The sequence below is a fragment of the Acidiferrobacter thiooxydans genome (genome assembly GCF_003333315.1).
Classification (GTDB): Bacteria; Pseudomonadota; Gammaproteobacteria; order Acidiferrobacterales; family Acidiferrobacteraceae; genus Acidiferrobacter; species Acidiferrobacter thiooxydans.
Genome location: NZ_PSYR01000001.1, coordinates 1,021,658 through 1,046,063 on the forward strand (window position 1 = coordinate 1,021,658; position 24,406 = coordinate 1,046,063).

Consider the following 24,406-nt stretch of genomic DNA (forward strand, 5'->3'; position numbering starts at 1 on the left):
TGGGATGGACAAGGCCCGCAGACGCCGAGGGACTCGCGTTAGAACCGTGCCGTCTTTCCTGCCGCAATCGCCCCGGAGCCCGTCATGCCTGAACTTTCCAACGTCCACACGGAAAAGGTCTTCGAAGACGAGGTCTGCGCGCATCTCGCCGCCCACGGTTGGTCGGTGCGCACGCATCTGAAAGACGCCACGGCCTACAGCCGGGAGTTGGCGCTCTTTCCCGATGACCTCCTGGCCTTCGTCCAAGCCACCCAGCCGGATGAATGGACCAAGTTCGCCAAGTGGCACAACGGCGAGACCGAGACCGTATTCCTCAAACGTGTGGCCGAGCAGCTCGACCGCCACGGCACCTTGTATCTTCTGCGTCATGGCTTCAAGGACCGCGACGCCCGCTTCACTCTCTGCCAGTTTCGCCCGGCACATCAGAAGAACCCCAAGCTCCAGGAGGCGTACGACGCCAACCGGCTCACGGTTATCCGCCAGCTGCATTTCAGTCTCCATGACGAAAGGAGCTTGGACCTCACGCTCTTTGTCAACGGCCTGTCGGTGGCGACCGCGGAATTGAAGACCGACCTCACCCAGAACGTGCAGGATGCCATCCGCCAGTACAAGACCGACCGCCTCCCGCGCGACCCCAAAACCCGCGAGGTCGAGGCCCTGCTGCAATTCAAGACCCGGGCGCTCGTGCACTTTGCGGTCTCCACAGACGAAGTGTTCATGACGACGCGCCTGGCCGGGCCCGACACGGTCTTTCTGCCCTTCAATGTGGGGCGTCCGGACGGTTTTGGGGGTGCCAGCGCCGGCAATCCGCCGGCCCCCGCAGGCAAGGGCTATCCCACGTGGTATTTGTGGGAGCGCGCGTGGGCGCGCGACACCTGGCTCGATATCCTGGGCAACTTCCTGCACCTGCAACGTAAAGAGGGCACGGACAAGACGCAGCCCGCGCGCGAGACCCTCATCTTCCCGCGCTACCACCAGCTCGATGTCGTCACACGCCTCCTGGAGGCCGCCCGCGCCGAGGGCGTAGGCCACAGCTACCTCATCCAGCACTCGGCGGGCTCGGGCAAGTCCAACTCCATCGCCTGGTGTGCCCACCGCCTGACGTCGCTGCACAACGCGGCCGACGAGCGGGTCTTTGATTCGGTCATCGTCATCACCGACCGGCGGGTGCTGGACCGTCAGCTCCAGGAGACCATCAGCCAGTTCGAGCACAAGACCGGTGTGGTGCAAAAGATTGACGAAGACAGCCAGCAGCTCGCCCGCGCCTTGAGCGAGGGCACGCCCATTATCGTCACCACCCTGCAGAAGTTTCCCTTCATCCAGAAGAAGATTGCGGGCGCAGACCTCGCCTCCCGCCGCTTTGCCTTGATTGTCGACGAGGCCCATTCCAGCCAGTCGGGAGCGGCGGCCCAAAAGCTGCGCGCGGCGTTGCGCACCGAAGGACCGGCCCCCCTGCGGGTGGCCGAGGCCGCAAGCGCAAACGTAGACGGCTCCGTGCTGATGCTCGATGGCGTCCGGGATGAGGAGGGCGAGGATACAGAGGGAGCCGCGGGGGACCTGACGCAAGAGGACGTCATCAACGCGGCGATGGCGGCCCGCGTCCGGCCGCCCAACTGCTCCTATTTTGCCTTCACCGCCACCCCCAAATCCAAGACCATGGAGCTATTCGGGCGGCCGGATGCCGATGGCAAGCCGGCGCCCTTTCATATCTACTCCATGCGCCAGGCCATCGAGGAAGGCTTCATCCTGGATGTCCTGAAGAACTACGTGACCTACAAGGCCTTCTACAAGCTCACCTCCCAGGCGGACGACAAGTGGGTCCCGCACAAGAAGACCCAGGTGGCGCTGGCGCGCTACGCCAAGCTCCACCCCTACAACATCAGTCAGAAGGTCGTCGTCATCGTCGAGCACTTCCGCGCCCATGTCGCGCCCAAGCTTCAAGGCCGGGCCAAGGCCATGGTAGTCACCGACAGCCGGGTGGCGGCGGTGCGCTATAAGCTTGCCATGGACCGTTACCTCAAAGACCGCGGTTACCGGGATATGAAGACGCTGGTCGCCTTCTCCGGAAAAGTGACCGACCTGGAGTCCGGGCCCGAAGACTTCACTGAGACCGGCATGAACCCGGACCTGCACGGCCAGGACCCGGCCGAGGGTTTCAAGGGGGATGATTACCGGGTCTTGCTGGTCGCCAACAAATACCAGACGGGCTTCGACCAGCCGCTCCTCTGCGCCATGTACGTGGACAAGCGCCTCTCGGGGGTCTTGGCGGTGCAAACCCTCTCGCGATTAAACCGCACCTATCCCGGCAAGGACGAGCCCTTCGTGCTCGATTTCGTAAACGCCCCGAACGAGATTCTGGAGAGCTTCCAGCCCTACTACCGGGCGGCGCAGTTGGAAGACGTCACCGACCCCAATATCGTGCACGAATTGCAAATCAAGCTCGACGCCGCCCAGGTGTACCTCCCAAGCGAAATCGAGGGCTTTGCCCAGGCCTTCTTCGACCCCAAGCGCCGCCAGGCGAGCCTCCACGCCTCTCTCAAGCCCGCTGCCGACCGCTTCGCCGCCCTCCCCGAGGAGGAGGCCGACCAGTTCCGCAAGGACCTGGGCACCTTTCTGCGGATGTATGACTTCCTGTCGCAAATCATCCCCTACAACGACTCGGACCTCGAAAAGCGCTACGCCTTCGGCAAGAACCTGATGCCGCGCATCAACGCCCCCAGTGCTACGAGCCTCATCGAGATAGAGGCCGATGTGCGTTTGAGCCATTACCGCCTGCAGCGCCTGGCCGAGCAGAGCCTGGACCTCGCGACCGGCGACACGGTCCCGTTACGCCCAGTGTCGGAGGCCGGCACCGGCCGGGCGCTGGAGGATGAGAAGCGCCGCCTGGCCGAAATCGTCGAGCGCATGAACGACCTCTTTGCCGGAGATTTGAGCGAGGCCGACATGGTGGGCTATGTCACGACCATCCAGGGCAAGCTACTGGAAAGTCCGGCGCTCGCCGAGCAGGCGGCGCACAACACCGAGGAGCAGTTCGCCCTGGGCGACTTCAAGGCCATCCTCACCGACATCATCCTGGACGGCCAGGAGGGTCACAACCGCATCGCCGACCAGATGCTGAAAGACGAGCGGACGTTTACACAGATGCAGGGAATGTTGGCCGGGTTGGTGTACAAGGCGTTTCGGGAGCGGGCAAGGGGAAACGAATAGCCGTGGGCTCAGCGTAGCAATGTGGGTGCGCAGAATACGCACGAGAACGGTGCGTTCTTGAAAGCCGGTTGCCGATGATGGGCCTGTTTAAGCCTTTTGGGAGTCGGTTTGACCTGCTTTGTTCAACGCGTTTTGTGCAAACATGGGCAACACGACAAGCGGAAGGCGAGCTCGGGCGCAGACGCTTTCAATAAGCTCACGCCAATAGGGCCAGACATGAAAGGCCGCATTGTGCTCCGCAAACACATTCCGCGCCTCTTCGGATAAATTTTGACAGGTTATCAGATATTCTGCGACGAATTGCGCGGCGAGCTCGGCTTTGACGGCGTCCGGTGTCGCTGTGTCACCGTCCCCGGGGAGCTGGTTCACATTCGTTGTGGAAACAAATCGAAGCCCAGTGTCGACATAAATACGCAGGAGGCGTGTGGAGGCCTCTTCCGGCGCCTCGTTATTCCGCAAGCTGACAATATGACCACTCGGCACGTGTGCGCGCAACTGGACCCCTAAGGTGCCCGGATTCAATTTGGGGTCGTAATCGGGGGCGATGGTCAGATTATACCCCCGGAGATAGACGTCTTGAATGGCGAGGCAGCGTATAGCCTCTTGCAGCAAGGCGTTGCTCATCAGGCGCTTTTGCGGCCTTCGGCCGGCGACAGGCTCACCCAATCGTTGGCGGCCGTGATGCTTTGCACGTCCCCGAGCGGTCCAAAACTCTGTTGCCGGATGATGGTGAGAGGGCCGGCATCTTCCCACGCGTTGGTGGCGCTCTCGTCGCACAGGCGAACATTGACCCGCATATGAAGGCTGAACGCGATATCGGAGAGCGTTCTGAGCGTCATATTGCGAGACCCATCCAGCAGCTGCGTAACGTGCGCGCGGCTCGTGCCAAGGGCGTCGGCGAGGGTTTTTTTATTCCACCCGCGCTTTTCGAGCACCCCCCAGATGCTCTCCGTGACGTCGAGAATCAGTCCCTCTTGGGCATACACCTTGCGGTTGTCTTCCGACTCTTCAAGCCATTGGTCGCTGGAATTCATTCCCGTCCCCCGGTCCGATAGTGTTCCCGTTCGTCTTGCGTTTTCTGCAAGTCCTGCCGGTCGGCCTTTTGTTTCTTTTTCAGCGTAGCATGTCCTATGACAAATACCTTGCCCGAGGATTCGTTCGCAAACCACCCGTAGGCACGCAAGCCGCAGCGCGCCTTTATGGCATAGATGCCGTCACCCTCGGTATTCCATTGGTCCGGGGAGCGCAAGTAGCCGAAATCCGCAAGTCGCTCAATGAGCCTCTTCATTTGCGCTATGCAGCCTTTCTTGCTGCCCGGTACCGACGCCATAGCTTGGTCCAATGCATCTCGTCCAGCAGTCGTGGCATGGATGACAAGGCCCCGCCCAGCTTTGTAGATGGTCGTCACGTTAATATATAACTTAACACGGTGTCAATCGGACGTCGGCCGAGCATGTAAGCGGTGCGCAGACTAGAGACTGTCTCCTCTTGGGGAAACCGACATATTGTCATATTGATGGGGCGCCCCCGCTACCCGTTGGGTTTTCTCCCAAGAATAGCGCAGGGGACGCTTGTCGTCCACGCGGAAACCGGCATGGCGCGAAGAGTACGGACGGCGCATGTTACGCGCACACTAGATAAGCAAGACGCGTCCAGATGAGCTTTACGAAGTCGAGCGGCTGCGCTTCCGCCGGGTCTCGGCGCGCCAAGCCTTGGCGTCGGTCTCTATATCCTTGGCCGCCACAGTAACCCCCGCGTTAGCGGTATCGAGGCTCGCCTGTACCGAGCGGCGAAACCACGCTTCATGCGCCGGTCCCCTTTACGTGCCGACCGCATCACCATAATGTCCCGAGGATGCCGTGCGCCAAATCACTTACTGGTTCAGTAGACTTTCGGCCGGGATATGGAATTGCCGGTTCAAGGCCTGAATCATCCGTATCGTCAACGGGCGTTTGCGAGCCAGGACCTCGTAGACGCGGTTTTTGCGTCCAATGGCAGGGACTAAGTCATCAACGGTGAGGCCCTGCTGCTCCATGCGAAATTTGATGGCCTCCACGGCATCGGGCCAATCCAGGGGATAGTGTTTGCGCTCGTACGCCTCGACCAGGGTCACCAGCACATCGAGGCGGTCGCCGGCTTCGGACCCCGGCTCCGCGGTCATGAGCGTTTCGATTTCGTGTAACGTCTTGCGATAGTCCGCGTCGGTCTTGATAGGGTGAATGTCCATGAGGTGCCCTCAGATAGTCTGTGCGTCGATGCGGTCGTACTCCTCATGCGTGCCCAGGAAGCGGACGTAGAGCACTCGGTAGGGAGTATTTATCCACACGACCAGCCGGTATTTGTTGCCGCCGATGTTGAAGACGACCCGTCCGTCTTTCAGGATGCTGGCGTTGCCGAATTGCCGTTTCACGTCGTCGGGTGTCGACCAGTCGGCCTTGACCGCTTCGCGATACCACGCCATCGTCGGCCCCTCGGCGTCCCGGTATTCCGGCCTGCCGGTCCAGAACGCTTTGAGGGTCGACACGGCGATGACGCGCATGAGGGCACCGTAGTCCCATATTGGGACCATGTCAAGTCGGCCGTGGCGAGCCTGCAGTTTTTACGCGGGGAGGCTCTCTGGTACTACCCCAGCCTGCGGTCTTTACGCGCCTCGCGGAAACCGCCTAGTGGCGACCGTACTCGAGGCGCGCGCCGCGTTTGCGCGGGGTGATTTCCTCCTGGTAGCGGAGGAGGGCCTGGCGCAGCAGGACGGTGTCCGCGAGCTGTTTGGCTTCCGCCTCGCCGGGGGTCTCCGTGGTCAGGGTTTGCTCAGTGGCTCGCGCCCACGCAATGGCTTCCGCACGCGTAGTAAAGGTTTTGGTTTTGGTGCCGCGTCCATTTAGACGCACACGCGCCTGCCATCCGCCCCACGGCCGTTTTGTGATGGATGCCACGGTTGCCCCGCCTCGTGCCAAATACCCGTCAGGCGCAGCTTGCCCCCCTGGTGGATGGAAGGCAATGAACCCGTGGCACGAAACGTGTCCCCCGATACTCAGTGGAGCGGAGCGTGATTTCGTGGGGAGGATGATGAGCTAAGTGCTGGATTATATTGGTGGGCGATAGTGGGATCGAACCACTGACCCCTGCCGTGTGAAGGCAGTGCTCTACCGCTGAGCTAATCGCCCGGTGTCGGCCAGTTTACGGAAATGCACGGAATTGGTCAATTTTCCGGAGGCCTTTGCTAGAATGGCTGGCATGAGCGAAAACTATCGGAAGGCGGTACGCGATGCGCGTCGACTGGCGCGCACCCACAGCAACGGTATCCTGTCGACCTTATCCGCGGATATGGACGGGTGGCCGTTCGGGTCCGTGGCCCCTTATATCCTGGATTTCGAAGGGCACCCGATCCTGTTGTTATCCGATCTGGCCCAGCATAGCCGCAACATTCAACGGGATAGCCGTGTAAGTCTGCTGGCTTGGGAGGACGAGAAGTCCGACATCCAGCAGTCGGGGCGTGCGACCCTCATGGGGCGGGCGACTGTAATCGAAGGCGATGCGGCCTTGCGGGACCGATACCTGCGTTATCTGCCGCAGGCCCAGGAATATTTTGCGATCCACGACTTCCGCTTTTATAAACTGTCCGTCGAGCGCGTGCGGTTTATCGGCGGCTTTGGCGATATTCATTGGATACGCGGGGAAGACTACTGCCTATCGCGCGAGTCGTTCGATGCGGAATTGGTGGCGGCGGAGAGCGGCGCCGTGGTCCATATGAACGCCGACCATAAGGACGCCCTTATTCGCTATTGTCGGGCGCTGGGCGTGGACGAATCCGAGCCGCGCCTCGTCGGCATCGATCCCGAGGGTTTTGATATCGCCACCCGTGGCGGCCGGCTGCGCATCGATTTCGACGCCCCCGTGCGTGACGCCAAGGGGCTGCGCGAGGCCTTCGTGCGCATGGCGCGAACCTCAGGTGCCGGCCGGGATGACCTTCCAAGCACCGTTTCCGGTTAGTTGCAGACGCGTCTTGTGGTAGGCGTTCAGCGCCGATCGGTGGCCAACGCTCACCACCGTGCTGTTTGGCAGACGGTGGCGTAGCAGCGTATAGAGTTCCCCCTCGGCGGCCTCGTCGAGCGCCGATGTCGCTTCGTCCATATAGATCCACTGGGGTTTTTGCAGAAGGATGCGCGCAAACGCGATGCGCTGCTGCTCGCCGAGCGACAGGATGAGCGGCCAGGACTTTTGTTCATCCAACTGCGGGATGAGGCGCGCGAGCCCAACGGCCGTGAGCGCCTCGGTCAGGGCGTCGTTCGCGGTGTCCGGTCGACCGTGAGGGTAGAGGAGGACCTCGCGCAAGGTCCCCAGGGGCAGGTAAGGTTTTTGGGGCAGAAATAGCGAGGAACTCTTGGGTGGCGCCGCGATCCGGCCGCTTCCAAACGGCCAGATGCCGGCGAGCGCCCGGATCAATGTGCTCTTCCCACTGCCGGATGGCCCCGTAAGTAGCATGGTCTCTCCCGGTTCCACCGACAGCGACAGATCCGATAGTAGCGGGCGCCCATCGGGGACATGGAGACTCACCGACTGAAGCTGGAGTTTGTCGGCGGTCTCTTGGGTGATGGCATCGATGTCGGCGGCAACGCCGCGGACCTTGGCCATGTGTTCGCTAAAGCCCGTGAGTCGGTCCACGACCGCATGCCATGCGGCAAGGTCGGGGTAGATCGTCACGATGTAGGAGAGCCCCCCCTGCACCTGCTGGAAGGCCGACGAGATCTGCATGACGAGGCCCAACTGGATCTGCTTTGCGAAAAAGCTCGGTGCGGCTACGAGAAACGGGAAGATGATGGCCGCTTGCCCGTATCCCGCCGAGAACCAGTTGAGGATCTTCTGCCGACGCATGATCGCCCAATAGTTGCGAAAGATAGACGCAAAGCGCTCCCCCAGACCTTTATGTTCCTGATCCTCGCCGCCATAGAGCGCGATGCTCTCGGTGTTCTCGCGCACGCGGACGAGATTGAAACGAAAATCCGCATCGAACCGTTGCTGATTGAAGCTCAAGCCGATCAAGGGCCGACCCAGTTTGAGCATGATCCAGGTCCCAGCCACGGAATAGATGAGCGCGGCCCACACGAGATAACCCGGGATCTCCCATTTCTGCCCATCTATCGGGATCGTCAGGCGGTCCGATAGCATCCAGAGCATGGTGATGAAGGAGGCGATGGTCACGACCGAACTCAAAAGACCGAGACCAAGTCTCAGGGTACCGCGAATAAATGCGCTGATGTCGTCTGCGATACGCTGATCAGGGTTGTCGGTACCGTCGCTCAAAAGCTGCATGCGATAGTAGGCGCGGTCGCTCAGCCAGTCCTTGAGGTAGTAGTGGGTCATCCAGCGCCGCCAGCGGATCTGAAGCATTTCTCCCAGGTAGAGCTGATACACGTAGCCGGCGATATAAAGCCCCGCAAGCCACGAAAAGCGCAGCATGTCCGCCCAGAAGGCGGTTTCATTATAGTGTTGGAGCGCGTCGTAGAAGCCGTTGTACCACTCTGTTATGAGGACGTTGATGTAGACGAGTCCCAGGCTCAAGCCGACGACGACCGCGAGCAGCCCATAGGCCGACCAGCGTTCTTCGGACTTCCAGTAGGGCGCGCTGATGCGCCATGCACCGCGAAAGAATGCAAGATTAAACCGTTCCATTTCTGAACTGGGCTCCGGAGCGTTGGTTATGACCGCTTATGGTATCCGGCCCCTGGACCGTGCCGGGGCCGCTCCCGCTGCCATGATAGCATGGCGCCAAATTGGCGCGGGCCCTGGGATGCACGTCCCTTGACCACGCGCCACCTATCGCCTAGGGTTTGGCATTCGATGCAGTCCCACACAAGAGTTCCGGGAGGAATCAGGGATATGGAAGCACGACCCGCTATACGCCTGTCTGTTGTTGCCAGCCTGGCAGCGCTTGCTTTACTGTCGGGATGCAGTCATAAGGCCTCGCCTGTTGCCAGTTCATCAGCCAAGACCGCGCTCGCATCACCCCATGCGTGGCCGCTTTATGGGCTCAACGCCGCCCACGACGCCCGCTACAAGGCGCCGCAGGGGACCGTCGGCGAGCCCGTACATTGGGTCTTTCATGTCCCTGAGGCCGTTCCGAAGGGCATGAAAAAGCCCGCGATCAAGCAGACCTACGTCAGTATCACGGCGGTACGCGACCTGGTCGGCATTCCTATCGGGGCATCGGTCGTTGACGGCAAGGTGTATGTCGCAGACGACAATGGCTTCCTATACGCCCTCGACGGATCAGACGGGCATATGCTCTGGAAGTTCAATGCATTAAACCAGATCATGACCACTCCGCTCGTGGCCGGGCGCGGTCCCAAGAAGCTTGTGTATGTAGGCGGAGGGAACTCCAACTTCAGCTATACGCAGGCGGTGAAATTCGGACACAAAGGCGCAAGCATCGTGCGCGGGACCGACATCAGCGGCATCTACGCCGTACATGCCGCCACCGGCAAGCTCGCCTGGGTCTATCATACCAAAGGCGAGGATATGCCAACGCCCGCGATCGACGATGGGACGCTGGTCTTTGGCAATGGGGACGGACACATCTACGGGCTCAACGCCGCCACCGGCAAGTTCAAATGGCGCGTCCCCATCAAGTCATTCGTGAGCATGTCGTCAGCCACGGTCTACCATCATCTCGTCATCATGGGAGGCACCCATCCGAGCGCCCTTTATGCCATAGACGCCAAGACCGGGAAGCTAGCATGGCGCACGGCCCCTCATGCGGTCTTTTCGAGCAGCATGGGCGATTGTGCCCCAGCGCAGTCGCGCGGCATCGTGGTCACCCAGTTCGAGCGCAAGGCCAAGGGCCATCACCGGGCAAAGAGCGTGGAGATAGCGCTCGATGCCAAGACCGGCAAAATCCTATGGCAGACGACGCTCGGGGTCGGCAAGGTGCCGCCACGCAACAAGGATGCCGTGCCCATGATCGTGGGTGGAACGATTTATACCGGGAGTCCCGTGACCGCCACGGCTTACGCGGTGCAACTAAAGACCGGCAAGGTGCTCTGGCATACGCCTCTCAAGATCAAGATGAAGGCCGCGCCCAGCGTGACGGGTTCGGATGTGATCTTTCCCGTGGGTAACGGCGCGATCTTCGTGCTAGACCGTAAGACCGGGAAGGTCCTATCCAAGTATATGACCCATCATGGCGGCTTCGGTCCCCAGAACGGCGTGGTGATGGGGGACACCTACCTCATCGGCAGCAACTTCGGTTGGATGTACGCGTTACCGGTCAAGACGCTTTTGGGGCAAGGCAAGACCTCTTAAAAGCATGTTGCGGTCGCTCATGCGCGCCGCACGGGCTTTCGGGGCCCGTCGGCGCCTTGCGGCATCGGTACTCGCGGGGACTGCGGTATTCATGACCGTTGCGTCCCAGCATCTCACTGACATCCGGCTGTTGCTCGGCTGGGATGCGGCGTGCCTTACGTTTTTGATCCTGGCGGGGATAGTGATGGTGTTTGCCGATGCCCAGGAGACCTGCCGCAGTACGGTCGATCAGGATCAAAGCGGGTTTGCGCTGCTGTCGATGGCGCTGCTTGCGGCCTGTGCGAGTGTTTTTGCCATTTTGTTTTTGCTGAGTTACATGAAGGGCGCGTCAGCCTCGGAGAAGGTCTTCTATCTGGCGCTCGCGGTCTCGGCCATTACCGGGTCGTGGTTGGTTGTGCACACGCTTTTTGCCTTTCATTACGCGCACAGTTATTACCGGGGGCGCGCGGTGCCAGACGGTGTGCGTGACGATGGGGGGCTGCACTTTCCGGGATCGGCCCTGCCGCATTATATGGATTTTCTGTATTTCTCGTTTGTCATCGGCATGACCTCGCAGGTCTCGGACGTGGCCATCACTTCGCATAGTGTGCGGCGCGCGGCCTTGCTGCATGGCGTACTGTCGTTTGCCTTCAACACCCTGATCCTGGCGCTTACCATCAACATTGTCGCAGGCCTGATGTAGCGGCGTGTCAGGGTGCTGGATTGGGGGATTTCAGGTGGACCTCTTCGATGGCGGCGAGCGCCTCGGGCGATAGCGCGACCTTGGCGTGCACGATGTTTTCCTTCAGTTGTTCCACGGTGCGCGCGCCCAGCAGAGTGGAGGCGGTGAAGAAGCGCGAGCGCACGAAGCCGAGCGCCAGGGCCCCGAGCGACAAGCCGAAATTCTCGGCAACACGCGCGTACGCATCCACGGCCGGCACGATGGCCGCCTTGCGATAGCGCGGGCTGAATTCCGGGAAGCGATTCAGGCGCGCCTGCGGGTCGCTATGCGTCCGGTATTTGCCGGTGAGTACGCCAAAGGCAAGCGGGCTGTAAGCCAAAAGGCCCAGACGCTCGCGATGGCATACCTCGGCTAGCCCCGACTCGAAGGTTCGATTCAGGAGGTTGTAGGCGTTTTGAATGGTGACGATTCGCGGCAGACCGAGGCGCCCGGCGGCCTCCAGAAAGCGCAGCGTCCCCCACGGGGTCTCGTTGCTGAGGCCGATGTAGCGCACCTTGCCTTCGCGCACGAGCGTGGCGAGCGCCTGAAGCTGCTCCTCGATCTCCGCGGCCCTGTCTACGGTATCTTGGGCCTCGTACTGTGTGCCGCCAAATAGCGGGAGAGGACGCGACGGCCAGTGAATCTGGTAGAGGTCGACATAATCGGTCTTCAGCCGCTTCAGGCTCGCTTCGAGCGCCGCGCGCATGTTGGCGAGGTCGAGGGCGAGCGGCCCGCCCCGTATCCATCGAAAGCCGCGCAAGGGCCCGGCGACCTTGGTGGCGATCACCACCCGATCGCGCGCCTGTCGGGCAAGCCACGCGCCGACGATGGCCTCCGTGGCCCCTTGGGTCTCGGCGCGTCCCGGCACCGGATACATCTCCGCCATATCGAACAGGTTGATGCCCTCGGACAGCGCATAGTCGAGCTGGGCATGCGCGCAGGCCTGGTCGGTCTGCTCGCCGAAGGTCATGGTGCCAAGACCGATGTCGGAAATGGCAAGATCGGTGCCGGGGAGGTGGTGGATGCGCATCCCCGGACTTTGCCAATTTCCCATGGGGCTGTCAAATGGCGGCCATCACGCGCGGTTTGCTATAATCGCCGCTCCCGGTGGCGACGCGGCCGCGGAGTCGGTGAGGCGGCGCGCGGCGTGCGCGCGCCGGCTGTCGAGGGTGCACATCGTTGCGGGCCGCGGTCGCTGCGGCGCATCCGGCGACACGCGTAGGGGCGTTGGCGGGAGATCACCACTTTTGGAATCATTGTCATGAGCGACGAGGGGCGGCCATGGCGCACGCTGACAAAGCCCGCCAGGGCATAGCGTTGTTCGGGGCCCAGGGTCAGCTCGGCCGCGCGCTTGCGCAGGTCCTGGCCGGACTGGGCCCTGTGCATACCTTAAGCCACGCAGATTGTGATATCGGGGACGAGACGGCGGTGCATGCCGCGGTGCGGCGCCTGCGCCCCGGGGTCATCGTGAATGCCGCCGCCTATACGGCCGTCGACAAGGCAGAGGCGGAGCGCGACACGGCGCTGCGCATCAATGCCTATGGCCCAGGGTATCTGGCCGATGCCGCCTTGTCCGTCGGGGCCTGGCTTGTGCACTACTCGACCGATTATGTTTTCGATGGGACTGCGGGGCGCCCCTATCGGGAGGACGACCTCACAGCCCCCCTCAACGTCTATGGAGAGAGCAAGCGCCTGGGCGAGGAGGCGGTGCTGGCACGCCCCCTTACGGCCTTCGTCCTGCGCACGGCCTGGCTCTATGATCGCGAGGGCCGAAACTTTCTGACGACCGTTCGGCGATTGGCCGCGAACGGGCCGCTCCGCATCGTCTGCGACCAGTACGGCAGTCCGACGCCGGTAACCGTCCTCGCGCAAACGACACGCGCGATTCTTGTGCACCCGCGGGCCGCAGACTGCGCCGGGCTCTATCATGCAGCGTGCGATGGCGCAACGAGCTGGCACGGCTTTGCCGAGGCCATCGTGCGGTCGTTCGGATTGGCGGTCGCGGTGTTGCCGATTACGACGGCTGATTATCCCACTGCGGCGCATCGCCCGGCCTACTCGGTGCTCGACGGTGCTCGCCTGAAGGAGCATCTGGGGATCACCCTGCCCTCATGGGATCAGGCACTCGCCGACCTGTTCATGGAGAGGCCATGAACCTGCTCGCCGTCGAGACCGCGAGCGCATTCGTATCAGTGGCCCTGAAGATCGATGGCGTGGTTTACGAGCGGGGGCTGCGCGATAGTACGGCGCGGGCCGAGACCGTACTCGATCTGCTGCGCGTTTTGTGCGCCGACCTCCGATGCGATCTTAGCGTAGTCGATGTCATAGCCTTCGGGCGTGGTCCCGGATCGTTTACCGGTCTGCGCGTGGCCGCGGCCGTGGCCCAGGGGCTTGCGTATGCGCGCGACCTGCCGGTCGTTCCGGTCTCGTCGCTTGCGGCGCTCGCGCAGGAGGCCCCTGGGCAGCAGGTGCTGGCGGCCCTCGATGCCCGTCGTGACGAGGTCTATTACGGGGTCTACAGGCGCGAGGCCACGGGTCTGGTGGTGGCCTGCGGGGAGGAGCGCGTGGCCCCGCCGGAGCGGGTGGTGTGTCCGGCGGATACGGACTGTGCGGTCGGTAGCGGCATCGACCATTATAGGGACCGTTTTGGAGAGACGTTGCCGAAGCGGCATGTCTCGGACCGCTCACCCACGGCGCGTGCGGTGCTGGCGCTGGCCGAGGAGGCCTATGAGCGCGCGGCGTTCGTCCGCGCCTGTGCCGCGGTACCGGTGTATCTGCGCGACGACGTGGCCCACATCCGATCATAAGCCTGCCGGGAGAGACGATATGGACGCTGATCTCGATGCCTTGGAATTTGCCGCTGTCCGACGCCTCCTGGAGCGCTTGACGGCCACCCCCTACGGGGCGGACGCCGCGCGTGCGCTGGTCCCGGCCCCTGATATTGGGGCCGCCCAGGCCTTGCAAAGGGCGGTGACCGCCGCGCGGCGCGCCATTGAGCAGGGTGCGGCCGCCCTGCCGCGCTTGCCGGATATTCGTGCGGCCCTGCGCCAGGCCGGCCAGGCGCGCGCGGCGTTGGCCGGGACCGCGCTTGCCCATATCGCCCAACTGATGCGTGCCGGCACGGCGCTACGCGCCTTGTGCGCGCAGTATCCGGACCTGTATCCCGATGAAGGGGCCCTGGCGGGTGCGCCGCAGCTGCTCGCACAGCTCGATGCTGCGGTGACGCCGGGCGGGCGCGTGAATGACACGGCGAGCCCGAGGCTCGCGGAGCTGGCCCAGGAGATGAGCCGCGGGCGTGCCGACGTCGAGGACTTGCTAAGACAACGCCTGGCGGCCCTCGGCGCCGCCGATGAGGGCGATGATGCCATTGTCAGCAGTGGATCGCGGCTCCTTCTGGCAGTGGCCCCGCAGGTTGCCGATACCATCAAGGGCGTACGTCGTGGACCGGCCGGCCATGGGCGCCGTTATCTCGTGGAACCTCTGGAGGCGGTGGCCGCCAATAACCGCCTTGAGGCATGCGCCGGACGGCGCGACGCCGAGGAATTGGCTGTGCGCCGGACATTGACCGCCGAGGTCGCGGCCGCCCTCGAGGCCCTCGAGGCCCTGCTGGGGGCAGTCACCTGGATCGACCTCGCGTTCGCCGCCGGTCACCTCAGCATTCACATGAACGCGCACGCCCCGCGACTCGTGCCGGAACCGCTCTTGCGGCTTACCGCCGTGTACCATCCGGCCATGCTGCTGGCCTTCGCCGATCGCCGTGGTCCCTGTCCCGTGCCGCTCTCGATCGCGCTCGATGATAGCCACCCCATGCTGCTTGTGACCGGTCCCAACACCGGCGGCAAGACCGTGGTCCTAAAGACCGTGGGGTTGCTTGTGACCATGGCCCATTGCGGGCTGCACATTCCGGGCGAGGGGGAGGCCGTCGTCGGTCGTTTCCGCCGGGTCATCGTCGACATCGGCGATCGTCAGAGCCTTCTCCACCAGCTGTCGACCTTTGCGAGCCATGTGGAGGTCTTGATACGGCTCTTACGCGAAGCCGACGGCGAGACTCTAGTATTGATGGATGAGCTTGGTACCGGGACCGATCCCGAGGAGGGTGCGGCGCTCGCCATGGCGGTACTCGATGAGCTCGCGCACCGCCGTGTCCGCGGTATCATCACGACTCATTTGAGCCCCCTCAAGGGCTATGCCGCCTCCCATCCCTACTTGACCAATGCCACCATGCGTTTCGACCGCGAACGACTGGCCCCGACCTATGAACTCGTCATGGGCGAGAGCGGCTCCTCGCACGGCCTGACGATCGCCGAGCGCCGGGGGTTGGCACCGGCGCTTCTTCAGGCGGCACGCGCGCATCTTGCCCGCCTGGAGGCCGGCCGCGGCGCGCCCCCCTGACGTGGCGACTTCGCGGGGGCTTTGTTTACTCGTCCTCGTCGCGCTTTTTGGTGGCCACGGCATGGGCCTTGAGGCGCGCCACCTGGATTGCGGTGCCGCGCGTGCGGACGATATCCACGAGATAGCCGTTCAAAAGCAGGCTGGTCCCGGGCGACGGTATGTCTTCCAGGTACTCCGTGATGAGTCCATTCAGGGTCTTGGGCCCGTTCAAGGGTAGCTGCCAGCCAAGCGTGCGGTTGATGTCACGGATGCTGGTGCTGCCGTTGATGAGGAAGCTGCCGTCGGGTTGCGGGAAGATGTCCTCGGGCGTGCCCGGGGCCTGGGTGGTAAATTCACCGACGATCTCCTCCAGGATCTCCTCCAAGGTCACGAGACCCATGAGGTCGCCGTATTCGTCGACCACCAGCCCGATGTGCCGGCGCATGGTCTTGAAATTCATGAGCTGAGTGGCAAGCGGCGTGCCCTGGGGGATGTAGTAGGGCTCGAGCGCCGCCGATTTCAGGGTGTCGCGGGTCAGCCGGCCGGCGAGCGCGAGATGCAGGGCGCGGCGCACGTGGAGCATGCCGATGACGTTGTCGAGGCTGCCATGGAATACCGGCAGGCGCGTGTAATGGCTGCGTCCGAGGAGGTCCACGATCTCGTCCCAGTCGGCGCCAAGGTCGATACCTTCGACCTCGCGACGGGGCACCATGACGTCTTCCACGGTGCTCTTTTCGAGATCGAGGATGGCCAGCAACATCGCCCGGTGGGTGGTGGGTATGAGGCTACCGGCCTCGAGCACCACGGCCCGCAGCTCCTCGGCGCTCATCTGGTCGGGGGTGCGCGGCTTGACCGACACGCCGAAGGCGCGCAGTAGATGATTGGCGGTGAAGTTGACGGCCGCGACGAGCGGGTAGATGACGCGCAAAAGCGGTGTCAGCACATAGGCCGACCCGAAGGCCACGGGCTCCGGGTAGAGCGCCGCCAAGGTTTTGGGGGCCACCTCTGAGATGATGAGGATGACGAGCGTCAGCACCCCGGTGACCAGGGCCAACACGCCGGCCCCGTAGAGCCGGACGGCCATCAGCGTGGCGACCGAGGAGGCGGCGATGTTGCCGAAGTTGTTGCCGAGCAACACCACGCCCAGGACGCGGTCTGGGCGGCGCAGCAGACGACGGGCAAGACGCGCGCCCCGGTGGCCGGATTCAGCGAGGTGGCGGAGGCGGTAACGATTGACCGTCATGAGGCTGGTTTCAGCCGCGGAGAAGAATCCGGACAGGAAGATCAGAAACAGCAGTACGCCGGCCAGCATACCGAGGCGGACGTGGTCCAAGGGTCGAAGGGGCTCCTGAGAGTCAAGCACGAGACCCTACCATAGGCCGCGGTGTTTTTCGAGATTGACCCCGGGTGGGCCGCCATTCTCAATGGAAAACGCCGTGGTCGGAAATGGGTGCCACCACGGGGACTACGGGAACCAGACGAGCGGATGCCGGACGTCGATCCCGTTGGCGGCGCGGTCGCCATGCCCGGTATGGCCGGCCGAACGGGCGGCGAATCGGGCGGGATCGACCAAGGTCTCTCAGGCAGCGGGCACGGGGCCTGGGCGCAAGTCCCGTCGGCGCCGACCTGCCGCGCGAGATTTTCGACCCGCACGTGGGGCCGGATCAGGAAACGGCAGTGGCCGATGACGGCGCCGGGTGGCGTCGGCCCCACCGATCCCACGACCCCGCGCCCTTAAGCGCCAGGGGGGCGGGGAAGGCTGCAGGCGGCCCAGGACTTGGGTACCCGCGGTGGCCTCGATCCGATAGCGGATAGGCGCGCCAAGCAGTGAGGTTGGAGCCGTCGTCGCTTCAGGGGCTTGGTATACGGCAAGACCCGGGTGGCCGGCTCGCGTACGAATTGCCCTGAGGGGCCAACGAATTCAATGGCCCTCTGTTTCGTTTAAAGAGGGCCTGTATCATGGCCTTCGTGTCCACTCCTCTCTAAGGCTGGCATTTGCTGACGCTGCCATCACTCACCACGCCATGGTGGCTTCTCCCGGTATTGTTTTTCTGTCGGGGTGGGAGCCGGGTTCATCAACGTCCTGGCTGGCGCGGGATCCAGGTTGACCCTGCCGGTACTGATCTTTGTGGGCCTCGACCCCATCACCGCAAACGGCACCAACCGCATCGGCATTTTTGTGGAAAACGTCACCGCCGCGCGCACCTTCTGCCACCATAACCTGGTGGATTTGAAAGCGGGGGTGAAGCTCGCCCTGTGGACCCTGCCAGGAGCCATACTGGGGGCCATTGCGAGCGTTCATATCGGCAATTTCTGGTTTCAGCGCATTCTGGTGATCGTATTGGCGTTCAGCACGGCCAGCCTGTTTTCCCCGAAGAGGGCCATAGAAAGATCTGAACGTCCCGATGGCGTGGCATCGCCATGGCTGTATCCGACCATGCTGGGGCTGGGCTTTTACGGCGGCTTCATGCAGCTTGGTATCGGCTTCCTCTTCATCTTTACCCTGCGCCATTTGCTCACCAAGAATCTCGCGCACGTCAATGCCTATAAAACTCTCATTATCGCGGTGTACACGTTGCCTGCCACCCTTATCTTCGCCTGGATGGGGCAAATCCACTGGGGCTCGGCTTGATCATCGCCGCTGGCGGTATGGTCGGGGCGCGGTGGGCTACCGGGCTTACGATGAGCCGGCGTGGAGAGCTGTGGGTGAAGGTGATGATGGCGATCACCGTACTGCTGATGGCGGCCAAGCTCTGGGAGTAAGGCGGATCGATCCTCGATGGGGGGCATCTGTGTTGGGGCGGGCGGGCTTTGCGCGATCGAAGGACGCCGGGACGCGCCGCCGATAGCGGCCGTTCGGGGCCGGAAGTGCCAGGACGGCGCCCCGGATCGGCCGATCCCCGAGCAAACCATATCAAAGCGCCGCCATTCTCAATGGGGGGCCATGAGGCCCGGGCCGCCCGGTGGTGGTGGAGGCATTCCCGTATGGGAGTCTGCGCCCCCGGCCTACCCGCAGATGGGCATGCCATCGGACATTCAGGATCGGTGCCCCAGGGAGAATGGCCGCCCGGACGGGTGTTGGCCGGGGCCGTCTCAGCTGGGCAGGACCAGCTTGAACAGGAATTCGGCGCTCAGGTAGGCGAATAACAGCAGCACGAAGCCGCCGACGGTCCAGCGCACGGCGTTGCGCCCGCGCCATCCGAACTGGCGGCGGCCTATGAGCAGGATGGCGAAGGCCAGCCATGCCACGAGCGAGAGCACGCTGTGGTGGGTGAAGGGCAGGGGGTCGCCAAACAGTTGCTCGGAGAAGAAGAACCCGCTGATGAGCGTCAGCGTAAGGAGCACGAATCCCACCTGGATCATTTCGAACATCAGGGTCTCCATGGTCTCCATCGGCGGGATCGCGCGCAGCAGCTGGGCCGGGTGGCGGCGGCGCAGGCGGCTTTCCTGGACCCACAGGACGAGGCTCTGAACGACGGCGATGCTAAGGAGGCTGTAGGCCAGGATCGAGATGACGATGTGGGCCACGAGCCAAGGATCGCTGATGCGCGTATCCTCGCTACTCGCCGGCAGGAATATCTGTCCCATGGTCGCCACCGCCGTGCTTGGCATGATGAACGCCCCGAGGCTTTCGATGGGCTTGCGCAGCGACGCCACGAGGAAGATCGCGGCCACCGCCCAGGCATCGAGGGACAGGATGGTGCCCACGCCGAGCGTCAGATGGCCATCGTGATCGATGTCGCCTATGAGCAGGCCGGCCTGCAAGATGACCGCCAGGGCCCCTATGAAGGCACCACGCCGGCGATCATGTTGGCCGCCCGGCGGTGATTCCAGGGCGCGCCAGTAGTAGATGCCGGCGAGCGCATAGAGAATGACGGCCACGATATGGAAGAGGAGTTGTATCATAGGACAGCACGGGTAACGGTGGCAGGATAATGGCATACCTGGGGGGTTGCGGGAAGGCCCCGCGCCCGGGAGGTCGGCGATGGGTCACAGGAGACAGAGATGTTCGAAACGCTGAGCAATCGTTTGCAGGGCGCGCTGCGCACCCTGCGCGGAGAGGCGCGTCTGACCGAGAAAAACATCGGTGAGGCATTGCGCGAGGTGCGGATCGCCCTTCTGGAGGCGGATGTCGCGCTGTCGACCACGAAAACCCTGATCGAGACGATACGCACGCGGGCGCTCGGCCAGGAGGTGATGGCCACCCTGAACCCGAGCCAGGCCGTGGTCAAGATCGTGCACGACACCCTGGTGGAGACCATGGGGGCGGCATGTGACCGGCTGAATCTGGCCACCCGCCCGCCGGCGGTGGTGCTGCTCGCGGGTCTGCAGGGTTCGGGGAAGACCACGAGTGCCGGCAAGCTGGCGCGTCTGCTGCGCGAGCGTGAGCGCAAGAAGGTGGCGCTTGTGAGCGTCGACGTCTATCGTCCGGCGGCCATGGACCAGCTCGAGCGCCTGGCAGACGAGGTCGGGGTGGTCTTCTATAAAGGGTCGCCCACGGAGTCCCCGGAGGTGATCGCGCGCCGCGCCGTGGATCTGGCGCGGCGCGAGGCCATGGATGTCCTCATCGTCGACACCGCCGGGCGGCTGCATATCGACGAGACCATGATGAACGAGGTGCGCGCCCTGCATGCCGTCACCGCGCCGATAGAGACCCTGTTTGTGGTCGACAGCATGACCGGTCAGGATGCCGTGCATACAGCCAAGGCCTTCGATGAGGCCCTGCCGCTTACCGGCGTGATTCTCACCAAGACCGACGGCGATGCGCGCGGGGGGGCGGCGCTCTCGCTGCGCGCGGTGATCGGCAAACCCATCAAGTTTTTGGGTACGGGCGAGAAGACCGACGGGCTCGAACCCTTCCACCCGGAACGTCTGGCCTCACGCATCCTGGGTATGGGTGATGTCCTGACGCTGATCGAAGAGGCCGAGCGTAAGGTCGACCGCCAGAGCGCCGAGCGTCTGGCCGAGAAGTTCAAGAAGGGCAAGGGCTTCGATCTCGAGGACTTTCGCGAGCAGATGCTCCAGATGGAGCGCATGGGCGGCATGGCCGGGGTGCTCGACAAGCTCCCGGGCATGAACGATCTCCCGGCGGCGGCACGCGCGCAGCTGCAGAATCATGACACCCGTCGCCTCGTGGCCATCATCAATTCCATGACGCCTCAGGAGCGTCGTTTCCCCGACACCATACGCGGCTCGCGCAAGCGCCGCATTGCCCAGGGTTCGGGCACCGGTGTGCCGGAAGTCAACCGCCTGCTCAAGCAATTCGCGCAGGCCCAGCGCATGATGAAGCAGATGGGCAAGGGCGGACTCAAACGCATGTTGGCCGGCATGAAGGGCAAGATGCCGGGTTTGCCGTTCTAGTCGCCTTGTCCCGCTGCGGCCGCTGTCTTATAGTGGCATTTGGGCAATTTATGTGTCCCCCGTAAACGACGACACGCGGGCGCACATCGGCATTGGGGGCGGCATGGCCACGGCAACGAGGGGCGTTGTGGACCGGCGGGCAGCCGGGCGCGGCATGATCGAACGATTACTCGCCGAGCGTCGTGAGATGCTGGTGCTTTTCTGCCGGGTCGCGGGCCTCGACCCCTTCGCCGGCGAGGCAGTCGGGGATGGCGTACTCCAGGCCTTCTGCCAGATCCTTGTGGATTACATGGCGGCCGCCCATTTTTCCTTGTACCAACACCTCGTCGATGGCCGTGAGCGCCGCCGGGCGGTGGTGACGCTGGGGGCGAGATCTATGGGCGTATCGAGACCTGTACGCAGATCGCCATTCGCTTCAACGACAAGTACGCCCACCTCGGTGATCGCGCTCAGGCCGCCGACCTCGCGGCGGATCTCTCGGCATTGGGCGAGGCCCTGGCGACGCGCATCGAGCTCGAGGATCGGTTGATCGCCGCACTCGCGGGCGATACCGGCCGCATCGTGCCACAAGACGCGTAGCGCCCCCTGTGCGCGCCGCCGACGGCGGGGCCGGTCACGGCCTGCCGACGGGTGCGCGGGGTTGTACCCGGCGAGCGCCGTGATGCGCGTCTGTCGTTGGGTCTCGGCCTGCCAGCAGGCGATCAATGGCGGGATGGATCGGATCGCATCCGGCGCTTAGGGCGAGTGCCCCGTACGGGACCATGGGCGCTGGCGCCGGTCCCGTACGGCGGCCCGCCTCGCTACTTCTCGAGTTGGTCGCGCTTCCCTTTTACTCCGTCCCATTGCGCGGCATCCGCCGGCGGGTCTTTCTTTTCCAGGATGACAGGCCAGGCCCTGGCGAGTTCGGCGTTCAGGGCGATGAAATCGCGTTGCTCCTCGGGGATCTCATCTTCTGAGAAGATCGCGCCGACGGGGCATTCCGGGACGCATAATGTGCAGTCGATGCATTCGTCGGGGTCGATCACGAGAAAGTTGGGGCCCTCCCGAAAACAATCGACCGGGCAGACCTCTACGCAGTCTGTGTATTTGCACTTGATGCAGTTCTCGGTGACCACATAGGTCATGACGCTGATCCTCCCAAAAGCCGCCATATTAGGCGAAGCCGTGGTCCCAGGAAACTCCGCGCGCTTGCGGTTTTGTGGGACCCGTGGATACTATGGTGCAGTCTGCTACCAAAGGATCCTCACCAATGGACGTGATCGAGGGGCGGCAAGGGCGGTGGCTGCCGTGGCGCGAGCGGCGCCTCAAGGCGTGGATCGATGCGCTGCCGACCGCCGAACCCGGGCGGGCATTGGCGCTCCTTGGGCAATCGGTGCGCGCGCTGAACGCGACACTCCTCGACCCGGTCACGCGCATCACGCTTCTGCGCCACTATACGCGTTCGGCGGCAGATCTCACCGCCGTGCTTGCGCGTCCCGGCAATACGGGTGCCGTGGCCGGATTGGCCACCACGCTGCATTCCGAGATGGCCCAGGGATATCAGATGGCGCTCACCCCGGAGTTGCCAGCTGATGAGCGACGCATGGCCGTGGCGGGCGCGATCAGTGGGCTCTCGGAGGTCCTGCGCGCGGCCTACCGCGCCTATGTGCCGGCCCCGCCTGGACTCTGGCGGCGTATCCATACCCTATTCCAGGCGGCCGGTGCCCCGACGCTCGGGTTGGAGCGTCTCTATGTCAATGTCCTGCTCATGGGCCTGTCGGACCCCTACGCACTGCCGGAAGGGGGCATCGATGCGGTCTGCGAGCTCATCGCCGAGGTCGGTGAGCGGGCCGTGTTGAATGAAACAGCCGGGTTTGCCATTGTCCCGGAGGCCGACAGGGTCGCGGAGCCGGCGGATAGCGAGGCCTCGTTATACCTGGATACCGGCGCGGTGTTGTCGGAACTGGCACGATTGCGGGACGATATCCGTGCGCACCGGCCGCTGCCGCCACGGCTCGCCGCGCGCGTGCTGCCGGACCTCGCCTTGCGGCTTTGTGCAAGCCTGGGCGAGACCTGGCGCCCGGGGGTGCGGCGACGCTCCTTGCGCGTGCCGCTGCGCGGCGAACGCCTCGTCTGCCAGGGTCTTGCCAGTCTGCGACGGCTACGGGCCCACGACCAGCTTCGCCACGGTTTCGTCGATCTGGACGTGCCGTGGGGCCGGGAGGAGGCGACGGCCGTAAACGGGCGGGGTGCCGGCCTGCCACGCGTGACGACCTGGACCATCCGCGATGCCGGACGGTCAGGTCTGTGGCTCAGCTGTCAGGGCCTCGAGGGACCTCCGCCCGCCCCCGGGACCTGGATCGGTGTTAAGGATCCTTCCGGGAGCGGCCAATGGCTGGCGGCTACCGTGCGTTGGTTGAAGCGCGCGCGCCCACGCGAGTATGCCATCGGCGTGGCCGTACTCGCCGAGGCGCAGACCGAGGCGGTTCTGCGGATCGCCCCGCGGCGCGCGGCGTTCGCGGCCTCGCCGGCGTCGGCCCCGCCGCAGCAGCCGGACAGGGCCGCAAGCGCGCTTACCGTCGAGACGCGAGGGGCGCGCCTGGCCCTGCCTTAAAAGGGGTGCGGGCGCCGGCGATCTCCGGGCCTGCGTCGCCTAATCGCCCTCCGGATGCACGATATCGGCGAAGGCCGCGCGCATGTGGCCATAGACGCGCGGATTGGCCGCCAGGATATTACCGCTATCGAGCGGATCGCCTTCGGTGAAGAGATCGCTTGCAAGGCCGCCGGCCTCGCGTACGAGCAATGCCCCGGCGGCGATATCCCAAGGCTTGAGGCCGGTCTCCCAAAAACCGTCCAGACGGCCGCAGGCCACATAGGCCAGATCCAGGGCCGCCGACCCGGCGCGCCGCACCCCGCTCGTGCAGCACGCCACGCGCTCGAACAAGCGTACCCATTGTGCCACCGAGTCGCTCGCCCGGAACGGGAAGCCGGTACCAAGGAGCGCCGAGTCGAAGTCCGCCACGCGGCTTACGCGGATGCGCCGATCGTTCAGCTGCGCGCCCTCGCCGCGGGTGGCCGTGAACAGTTCGTCGCGCAGCGGGTCGAACACCACGGCCTGCTCGAGACGACCGCGACGGCGCAACGCGATGGATACCGCGAATTGTGGAAAGCCATGGAGGAAGTTCGTGGTCCCGTCGAGCGGGTCTATGACCCATTCCCACTCGTTGCCGGCGGCCGCGCCGCTCTCCTCGGCAAGGATGCCGTGATCGGGGTAGGCCGCCTTCAAGGTCTCGATGATGAGTTCCTCGGCGCGGCGGTCGACCTCGGTCACGAAGTCATGGCGGCTCTTGGTCTCGATACGCAGACGGTCTATATCGGGCAGGGCGCGGACGATGACCGTCCCGGCGCGACGTGCGGCCTTGACGGCGGTATTCAGCATGGGGTGCATGGCGGCTCCCGGAAAAGGCAAGCATTGTAGCGGGGCGCGGC

Annotated in this window: 24 protein-coding genes and 1 tRNA gene; 12 read left to right on the forward strand and 13 right to left on the reverse strand. The window is 63.8% G+C overall.

Going from position 1 to position 24,406, the window contains the following annotated elements; translation table 11 throughout:
• The first annotated feature begins 84 nt into the window (after nucleotides 1–84).
• Nucleotides 85–3,207 carry a type I restriction endonuclease subunit R gene (locus C4900_RS05175; RefSeq protein ID WP_114282515.1) on the forward strand — a complete coding sequence of 1,041 codons (3,123 nt, stop codon included), beginning with the start codon at nucleotides 85–87 and terminating at the stop codon, nucleotides 3,205–3,207.
• An 87-nt stretch (nucleotides 3,208–3,294) separates the two neighbouring features.
• Here C4900_RS05175 and C4900_RS05180 read toward each other — a convergent pair whose 3' ends face one another.
• The 7 genes from C4900_RS05180 to C4900_RS05210 all read right to left on the reverse strand — a co-directional run bounded on the left by C4900_RS05180 (nucleotide 3,295) and on the right by C4900_RS05210 (nucleotide 6,371).
• A complete protein-coding gene (locus tag C4900_RS05180; protein WP_147267130.1) occupies nucleotides 3,295–3,831 on the reverse strand; it encodes a preprotein translocase subunit SecB in 537 nt (178 codons plus the stop codon).
• A complete protein-coding gene (locus C4900_RS05185; RefSeq protein WP_114282519.1) occupies nucleotides 3,831–4,241 on the reverse strand; it encodes a helix-turn-helix domain-containing protein in 411 nt (136 codons plus the stop codon). Before C4900_RS05185 ends, C4900_RS05180 begins: the two co-directional genes overlap by 1 nt.
• Nucleotides 4,238–4,495 carry a hypothetical protein gene (locus C4900_RS05190; RefSeq protein WP_147267131.1) on the reverse strand — a complete coding sequence of 86 codons (258 nt, stop codon included), beginning with the start codon at nucleotides 4,493–4,495 and terminating at the stop codon, nucleotides 4,238–4,240. Before C4900_RS05190 ends, C4900_RS05185 begins: the two co-directional genes overlap by 4 nt.
• Nucleotides 4,496–5,080: 585 nt before the next feature.
• On the reverse strand, nucleotides 5,081–5,434 hold the full coding sequence (locus C4900_RS05195; protein ID WP_065969109.1) for a helix-turn-helix domain-containing protein: 354 nt from the start codon (nucleotides 5,432–5,434) through the stop codon (nucleotides 5,081–5,083).
• A gap of 9 nt (nucleotides 5,435–5,443) precedes the next feature.
• Nucleotides 5,444–5,746, reverse strand: a complete 303-nt coding sequence (locus tag C4900_RS05200; protein ID WP_065969116.1) for a type II toxin-antitoxin system HigB family toxin — start codon at nucleotides 5,744–5,746, stop codon at nucleotides 5,444–5,446.
• Between the two features lie 124 nt (nucleotides 5,747–5,870).
• On the reverse strand, nucleotides 5,871–6,140 hold the full coding sequence (locus C4900_RS05205; protein ID WP_065969108.1) for a DUF2188 domain-containing protein: 270 nt from the start codon (nucleotides 6,138–6,140) through the stop codon (nucleotides 5,871–5,873).
• Nucleotides 6,141–6,296: 156 nt separating this feature from the next.
• A tRNA-Val gene (locus C4900_RS05210) sits at nucleotides 6,297–6,371 on the reverse strand.
• A 70-nt stretch (nucleotides 6,372–6,441) separates the two neighbouring features.
• Between C4900_RS05210 and C4900_RS05215 the strand changes: the two genes are divergently transcribed.
• A complete protein-coding gene (locus C4900_RS05215; protein WP_114282524.1) occupies nucleotides 6,442–7,197 on the forward strand; it encodes a HugZ family pyridoxamine 5'-phosphate oxidase in 756 nt (251 codons plus the stop codon).
• Here the strand turns inward: C4900_RS05215 and C4900_RS05220 are convergent.
• Entirely contained in the window at nucleotides 7,153–8,877 is a 1,725-nt protein-coding gene (locus C4900_RS05220) for an ABC transporter ATP-binding protein/permease (protein WP_114282525.1), read from the reverse strand. The two genes, C4900_RS05215 and C4900_RS05220, sit on opposite strands and share 45 nt — an antisense overlap.
• A 207-nt stretch (nucleotides 8,878–9,084) precedes the next feature.
• Between C4900_RS05220 and C4900_RS05225 the strand changes: the two genes are divergently transcribed.
• Nucleotides 9,085–10,506: an outer membrane protein assembly factor BamB family protein gene (locus C4900_RS05225; RefSeq protein WP_170132414.1), complete on the forward strand. Its 1,422-nt coding sequence runs from the start codon at nucleotides 9,085–9,087 to the stop codon at nucleotides 10,504–10,506.
• Nucleotides 10,507–10,510: 4 nt separating this feature from the next.
• Nucleotides 10,511–11,188 carry a DUF1345 domain-containing protein gene (locus C4900_RS05230; RefSeq protein ID WP_065969104.1) on the forward strand — a complete coding sequence of 226 codons (678 nt, stop codon included), beginning with the start codon at nucleotides 10,511–10,513 and terminating at the stop codon, nucleotides 11,186–11,188.
• Between the two features lie 7 nt (nucleotides 11,189–11,195).
• Here the strand turns inward: C4900_RS05230 and C4900_RS05235 are convergent, their stop codons facing one another.
• Entirely contained in the window at nucleotides 11,196–12,260 is a 1,065-nt protein-coding gene (locus tag C4900_RS05235; protein ID WP_233431940.1) for an aldo/keto reductase, read from the reverse strand.
• 227 nt (nucleotides 12,261–12,487) lie between these two features.
• Between C4900_RS05235 and rfbD the strand changes: the two genes are divergently transcribed.
• Genes rfbD through C4900_RS05250 form a run of 3 tightly spaced genes read left to right on the forward strand, consistent with a single transcriptional unit; the run spans nucleotide 12,488 to nucleotide 15,598 of the window.
• Nucleotides 12,488–13,360: a dTDP-4-dehydrorhamnose reductase gene (gene rfbD, locus C4900_RS05240; protein ID WP_114282529.1), complete on the forward strand. Its 873-nt coding sequence runs from the start codon at nucleotides 12,488–12,490 to the stop codon at nucleotides 13,358–13,360.
• A complete protein-coding gene (tsaB, locus tag C4900_RS05245; protein ID WP_170132415.1) occupies nucleotides 13,357–14,013 on the forward strand; it encodes a tRNA (adenosine(37)-N6)-threonylcarbamoyltransferase complex dimerization subunit type 1 TsaB in 657 nt (218 codons plus the stop codon). Before rfbD ends, tsaB begins: the two co-directional genes overlap by 4 nt.
• A gap of 19 nt (nucleotides 14,014–14,032) precedes the next feature.
• Nucleotides 14,033–15,598 carry an endonuclease MutS2 gene (locus tag C4900_RS05250; RefSeq protein ID WP_065969101.1) on the forward strand — a complete coding sequence of 522 codons (1,566 nt, stop codon included), beginning with the start codon at nucleotides 14,033–14,035 and terminating at the stop codon, nucleotides 15,596–15,598.
• Between the two features lie 25 nt (nucleotides 15,599–15,623).
• Here the strand turns inward: C4900_RS05250 and C4900_RS05255 are convergent, their stop codons facing one another.
• The gene (locus C4900_RS05255) at nucleotides 15,624–16,910 is read right to left on the reverse strand and encodes an HlyC/CorC family transporter (protein WP_065969100.1); all 1,287 of its coding nucleotides are present in this window, start codon (nucleotides 16,908–16,910) and stop codon (nucleotides 15,624–15,626) included.
• 771 nt (nucleotides 16,911–17,681) lie between these two features.
• Here C4900_RS05255 and C4900_RS05260 point away from each other — a divergent pair.
• Together C4900_RS05260 and C4900_RS16845 are read left to right on the forward strand one after the other, a co-directional pair.
• Nucleotides 17,682–18,209 (forward strand): sulfite exporter TauE/SafE family protein, encoded by a 528-nt coding sequence (locus C4900_RS05260; RefSeq protein WP_233431941.1) that lies wholly within the window; start codon nucleotides 17,682–17,684, stop codon nucleotides 18,207–18,209.
• The gene (locus C4900_RS16845) at nucleotides 18,206–18,340 is read left to right on the forward strand and encodes a hypothetical protein (protein ID WP_267254343.1); all 135 of its coding nucleotides are present in this window, start codon (nucleotides 18,206–18,208) and stop codon (nucleotides 18,338–18,340) included. Before C4900_RS05260 ends, C4900_RS16845 begins: the two co-directional genes overlap by 4 nt.
• A gap of 330 nt (nucleotides 18,341–18,670) precedes the next feature.
• Here C4900_RS16845 and C4900_RS05265 read toward each other — a convergent pair whose 3' ends face one another.
• Nucleotides 18,671–19,483, reverse strand: coding sequence for a cytochrome C assembly family protein (locus tag C4900_RS05265; protein ID WP_065970371.1), 813 nt, complete (start codon nucleotides 19,481–19,483; stop codon nucleotides 18,671–18,673).
• Between the two features lie 99 nt (nucleotides 19,484–19,582).
• Here C4900_RS05265 and ffh point away from each other — a divergent pair, with 99 nt between their 5' ends.
• Both ffh and C4900_RS17525 read left to right on the forward strand, forming a co-directional pair.
• On the forward strand, nucleotides 19,583–20,938 hold the full coding sequence (gene ffh / locus C4900_RS05270; protein ID WP_065970372.1) for a signal recognition particle protein: 1,356 nt from the start codon (nucleotides 19,583–19,585) through the stop codon (nucleotides 20,936–20,938).
• 154 nt (nucleotides 20,939–21,092) lie between these two features.
• Nucleotides 21,093–21,467 (forward strand): Rsd/AlgQ family anti-sigma factor, encoded by a 375-nt coding sequence (locus C4900_RS17525; protein WP_459178229.1) that lies wholly within the window; start codon nucleotides 21,093–21,095, stop codon nucleotides 21,465–21,467.
• Between the two features lie 271 nt (nucleotides 21,468–21,738).
• Here C4900_RS17525 and fdxA read toward each other — a convergent pair whose 3' ends face one another.
• Nucleotides 21,739–22,062, reverse strand: a complete 324-nt coding sequence (gene fdxA, locus C4900_RS05280) for a ferredoxin FdxA (RefSeq protein ID WP_065970374.1) — start codon at nucleotides 22,060–22,062, stop codon at nucleotides 21,739–21,741.
• A 125-nt stretch (nucleotides 22,063–22,187) separates the two neighbouring features.
• Here fdxA and C4900_RS05285 point away from each other — a divergent pair, with 125 nt between their 5' ends.
• Nucleotides 22,188–23,531: a hypothetical protein gene (locus C4900_RS05285; protein WP_114282535.1), complete on the forward strand. Its 1,344-nt coding sequence runs from the start codon at nucleotides 22,188–22,190 to the stop codon at nucleotides 23,529–23,531.
• A 39-nt stretch (nucleotides 23,532–23,570) separates the two neighbouring features.
• Here the strand turns inward: C4900_RS05285 and C4900_RS05290 are convergent, their stop codons facing one another.
• Entirely contained in the window at nucleotides 23,571–24,365 is a 795-nt protein-coding gene (locus tag C4900_RS05290; protein ID WP_065971799.1) for an inositol monophosphatase family protein, read from the reverse strand.
• Nucleotides 24,366–24,406: the final 41 nt, after the last annotated feature.